This is a genomic window from Promicromonospora sp. NPDC050249 (assembly GCF_040656015.1).
Lineage (GTDB): Bacteria > Actinomycetota > Actinomycetes > Actinomycetales > Cellulomonadaceae > Promicromonospora.
In genome coordinates this window covers 1-5430 of the sequence record NZ_JBFAKY010000076.1, presented here as the reverse complement: position 1 = coordinate 5430, position 5430 = coordinate 1, and the positions used below count along the sequence as shown (strand labels likewise).

Here is a 5430-nt window from a genome sequence, read left to right as displayed (position 1 = left end):
GATCGGAAAGATTGCGGCTCTGACGGTGTGCGTCGGTTGTTTGAGAACTCAACAGTGTGCTTGATAGTCAATGCCAATGTTTTAACCCTTTGCGGGTGTGGCCTTGCTGACCGTCCGGTTGGTCGGGTCGCATCGTTGCGGGGGTTGTTTTGGACAGATCTTAATCATCAGATTGGTCTGGCCGGTATCATTGTTCATGCTCACCTCGGTGGGTGTGGATGTTTCTCTTTTACGGAGAGTTTGATCCTGGCTCAGGACGAACGCTGGTGGCGTGCTTAACACATGCAAGTCGAACGGTGAAGCCCAGCTTGCTGGGTGGATCAGTGGCGAACGGGTGAGTAACACGTGAGCAACCTGCCCCCTACTTCGGGATAAGCCTTGGAAACGAGGTCTAATACCGGATATGAGCACTTACCGCATGGTAGGTGTTGGAAAGTTTTTCGGTGGGGGATGGGCTCGCGGCCTATCAGCTTGTTGGTGGGGTAATGGCCTACCAAGGCGTCGACGGGTAGCCGGCCTGAGAGGGCGACCGGCCACACTGGGACTGAGACACGGCCCAGACTCCTACGGGAGGCAGCAGTGGGGAATATTGCACAATGGGCGAAAGCCTGATGCAGCGACGCCACGTGAGGGATGACGGCCTTCGGGTTGTAAACCTCTTTCAGCAGGGAAGAAGCGAAAGTGACGGTACCTGCAGAAGAAGCGCCGGCTAACTACGTGCCAGCAGCCGCGGTAATACGTAGGGCGCAAGCGTTGTCCGGAATTATTGGGCGTAAAGAGCTCGTAGGCGGTCTGTCGCGTCTGGTGTGAAATCCCATGGCTCAACTGTGGGCTTGCATCGGGTACGGGCAGACTAGAGTGCTGTAGGGGAGACTGGAATTCCTGGTGTAGCGGTGGAATGCGCAGATATCAGGAGGAACACCGATGGCGAAGGCAGGTCTCTGGGCAGTTACTGACGCTGAGGAGCGAAAGCATGGGGAGCGAACAGGATTAGATACCCTGGTAGTCCATGCCGTAAACGTTGGGCACTAGGTGTGGGGCGGGTTCCACTCGTTCTGTGCCGCAGCTAACGCATTAAGTGCCCCGCCTGGGGAGTACGGCCGCAAGGCTAAAACTCAAAGGAATTGACGGGGGCCCGCACAAGCGGCGGAGCATGCGGATTAATTCGATGCAACGCGAAGAACCTTACCAAGGCTTGACATGTACGAGAACGCGTCAGAGATGACGAACTCTTTGGACACTCGTACACAGGTGGTGCATGGTTGTCGTCAGCTCGTGTCGTGAGATGTTGGGTTAAGTCCCGCAACGAGCGCAACCCTTATCCTATGTTGCCAGCGGGTTATGCCGGGGACTCATGGGAGACTGCCGGGGTCAACTCGGAGGAAGGTGGGGATGACGTCAAATCATCATGCCCCTTATGTCTTGGGCTTCACGCATGCTACAATGGCCGGTACAGAGGGCTGCGATACCGTGAGGTGGAGCGAATCCCAAAAAGCCGGTCTCAGTTCGGATCGGGGTCTGCAACTCGACCCCGTGAAGTCGGAGTCGCTAGTAATCGCAGATCAGCAACGCTGCGGTGAATACGTTCCCGGGCCTTGTACACACCGCCCGTCAAGTCACGAAAGTTGGTAACACCCGAAGCTCACGGCCCAACCCGCAAGGGAGGGAGTGGTCGAAGGTGGGACTGGCGATTGGGACTAAGTCGTAACAAGGTAGCCGTACCGGAAGGTGCGGCTGGATCACCTCCTTTCTAAGGAGCTCATCTCCACCAGGCCCCACATAGTGGGGACGCCGACTCAGCTCTTCGGAGCACGTGTCCACCCCTCGGGGTGGGAGCGATGGTTGGTGCTGGTGGCAGAGGCCAGGCCCAGGCCGTACGCGTCTGGGATGGTTGCTCATGGGTGGAACATTGACGAAGAGTCGCCCTGCTCGGGGCTGACTGCTAGTACGCCGGTGCTTGTCACGGGTTGGAACGCGGTTGTCCGGGGTGGTGGGGGTTCGCCAAGCACACTGTTGGGTCCTGAGGCAACCGGCCGGCCTGTCCCTCATGAAGTGTTGTGAGTGGGTGGGTGGTCGAGTGTTTCTGGATCGAGTACGGGTCACCTGGTTCGTGTCATACCCGCCGGCTTGCCGGTTGTGGTGGTACGGGTTTGCCTGGTGGGTTCGTCCGTTGCTTGAGAACTGCATAGTGGACGCGAGCATCTTTGAAATTTTCCAAGATTGCGATCGTGAAACTGTTGGGCCATGGGCTTTCGGGTTTGTGGTTCCTTGTTTTGTGGTCATCTTGGTTTCTGTGATTGTAGTGTTGCCTGAAGTTTTTAAGGGCACATTGGTGGATGCCTTGGCACTAGGAGCCGAAGAAGGACGTTGTAGCCTGCGATAATCCTCGGGGAGTTGGCAGACGAGCTGTGATCCGAGGGTCTCCGAATGGGGGAACCCAGCCGAAGTCATGTTCGGTTACCCGCGCCTGAATGTATAGGGCGTGTGGAGGGAACGTCGGGAAGTGAAACATCTCAGTACCGACAGGAAGAGATATTCCGTGAGTAGTGGCGAGCGAAAGCGGATGAGGCCAAACCGTATGCGTGTCAAGCTGTCAGGCGTTGCGTGTGCGGGGTTGTGGGACCTTCTGGAAGAATCTGACAGTTCTTCAGCCAGTAAGAAAGCCGTGTCATAGTCGAACCGGGTTGAATACCGGACCGTAGTGGGTGGGAGTCCCGTAGACGAAATGGTGCGGCCTGGTTGAGGGGATCCCAAGTAGCACGGGGCCCGTGAAATCTCGTGTGAATCTGGCAAGACCACTTGCTAAGCCTAAATACTACCTAGTGACCGATAGCGGACAAGTACCGTGAGGGAAAGGTGAAAAGTACCCCGGGAGGGGAGTGAAATAGTACCTGAAACCGTGTGCCTACAATCCGTCGGAGCCTCCCTAGTAGGGGTGACGGCGTGCCTTTTGAAGAATGAGCCTGCGAGTTAGTGCTCGGTGGCGAGGTTAACCCGTGTGGGGTATCCGTAGCGAAAGCGAGTCCGAATAGGGCGATTGAGTCGCCGGGTCTAGACCCGAAGCGAAGTGATCTAGCCATGGGCAGGTTGAAGCGCCGGTAAGACGGCGTGGAGGACCGAACCCACCAGGGTTGAAAACCTGGGGGATGACCTGTGGTTAGGGGTGAAAGGCCAATCAAACTTCGTGATAGCTGGTTCTCCCCGAAATGCATTTAGGTGCAGCGTCGCGTGTTTCTTACCGGAGGTAGAGCTACTGGATGGCTAATGGGCCTCACCAGGTTACTGACGTCAGCCAAACTCCGAATGCCGGTAAGTCGTAAGCGCGGCAGTGAGACTGCGGGGGATAAGCTCCGTGGTCGAGAGGGAAACAGCCCAGATCATCGGCTAAGGTCCCAAAGCGTGTGCTCAGTGGGAAAGGATGTGGAGTTGCACAGACAACCAGGAGGTTGGCTTAGAAGCAGCCACCCTTGAAAGAGTGCGTAATAGCTCACTGGTCAAGTGATTCCGCGCCGACAATGTAGCGGGGCTCAAGCACACCACCGAAGCCGTGGCACTCACACGTTAGCCCAGCACCAGACTTGTTCTGTGTGTTCAGGTGTGTGGGTGGGTAGGGGAGCGTCGTGTGGGCAGTGAAGTCGCGGAGTGATCCAGCGGTGGAGCCTACACGAGTGAGAATGCAGGCATGAGTAGCGAATGACGGGTGTGAATCCCGTCCGCCGAATGACCAAGGGTTCCAGGGCCAGGTTCATCCGCCCTGGGTAAGTCGGGACCTAAGGCGAGGCCGACAGGCGTAGTCGATGGACAAGGAGTTGATATTCTCCTACCGGCGAAGTACCGCCCATACCGAGCCCGGTGATACTAACCACCCCGAGCCCACACCGACACCTTCGGGTGTCATCGTGGGGTAGGCGTGGGACCTGATCCGGTAGTAGGTAAGCGTGTTAACAGGGGTGACGCAGGAAGGTAGCCAGGCGTGGCGATGGTTGTCCATGTCCAAGGTCGTAGCCCGTCCCATAGGCAAATCCGTGGGGCATATAGGGTGAGAGCTGATAGAGACCGTGTATGCGGGAATCTGGTGATCCTATGCTGCCTAGAAAAGCCTCGACGCGAGGGACTAGCCGCCCGTACCCTAAACCGACTCAGGTGGTCAGGTAGAGAATACTAAGGCGATCGAGAGAATCGTGGTTAAGGAACTCGGCAAAATGCCCCCGTAACTTCGGGAGAAGGGGGGCCTGAACCGTTAACCCACTTGCTGGGGGACGCGGGGAGGGCCGCAGAGACCAGGGAGAAGCGACTGTTTACTAAAAACACAGGTCCGTGCGAAGTCGCAAGACGATGTATACGGACTGACGCCTGCCCGGTGCTGGAAGGTTAAGAGGACGAGTCAGCCTTTGGGCGAAGCTCAGAATTTAAGCCCCAGTAAACGGCGGTGGTAACTATAACCATCCTAAGGTAGCGAAATTCCTTGTCGGGTAAGTTCCGACCTGCACGAATGGCGTAACGACTTCTCCGCTGTCTCAACCGCGAACTCGGCGAAATTGCACTACGAGTAAAGATGCTCGTTACGCGCAGCAGGACGGAAAGACCCCGGGACCTTTACTATAGCTTGGTATTGGTGTTCGGTGCGGTTTGTGTAGGATAGGTGGGAGACTGTGAAGCCAGGGCGCCAGCTCGGGTGGAGTCATTGTTGAAATACCACTCTGATCGCTTCGGATGTCTAACCTCGGTCCGTAATCCGGATCAGGGACAGTGCCTGGTGGGTAGTTTAACTGGGGCGGTTGCCTCCTAAAATGTAACGGAGGCGCTCAAAGGTTCCCTCAGCCTGGTTGGCAATCAGGTATCGAGTGCAAGTGCACAAGGGAGCTTGACTGTGAGACCGACAGGTCGAGCAGGGACGAAAGTCGGAACTAGTGATCCGGCGGTGGCTTGTGGAAGCGCCGTCGCTCAACGGATAAAAGGTACCCCGGGGATAACAGGCTGATCTTGCCCAAGAGTCCATATCGACGGCATGGTTTGGCACCTCGATGTCGGCTCGTCGCATCCTGGGGCTGGAGTAGGTCCCAAGGGTTGGGCTGTTCGCCCATTAAAGCGGTACGCGAGCTGGGTTTAGAACGTCGTGAGACAGTTCGGTCCCTATCCGCTGCGCGCGCAGGAAACTTGAGAAGGGCTGTCCCTAGTACGAGAGGACCGGGACGGACGAACCTCTGGTGTGCCAGTTGTTCCGCCAGGAGCATGGCTGGTTGGCTACGTTCGGAAGGGATAACCGCTGAAAGCATCTAAGCGGGAAGCCTGCTTCGAGATGAGGTTTCCATACACCCTTGTGGTGTGAGAGGCACCCAGCAGACCACTGGGTTGATAGGCCGGATGTGGAAGACAGGACTAAAGACTGTCGGAGCTGACCGGTACTAACTGCCGATAACTTCACAACAC

The 5430-nt window shown here is 56.8% G+C and carries 2 rRNA genes; both read left to right on the top strand.

The annotated features are described in order from the left end of the window. Positions 1-228: 228 nt before the first annotated feature. Positions 229-1750: ribosomal RNA gene (locus AB0I32_RS27080) — 16S ribosomal RNA — on the top strand. A 558-nt stretch (positions 1751-2308) separates the two neighbouring features. Further along, a 23S ribosomal RNA gene (locus tag AB0I32_RS27075) occupies positions 2309-5428 on the top strand. Together the 16S and 23S rRNA genes form the textbook arrangement of a ribosomal RNA operon. The last annotated feature ends 2 nt before the right edge of the window (positions 5429-5430 follow it).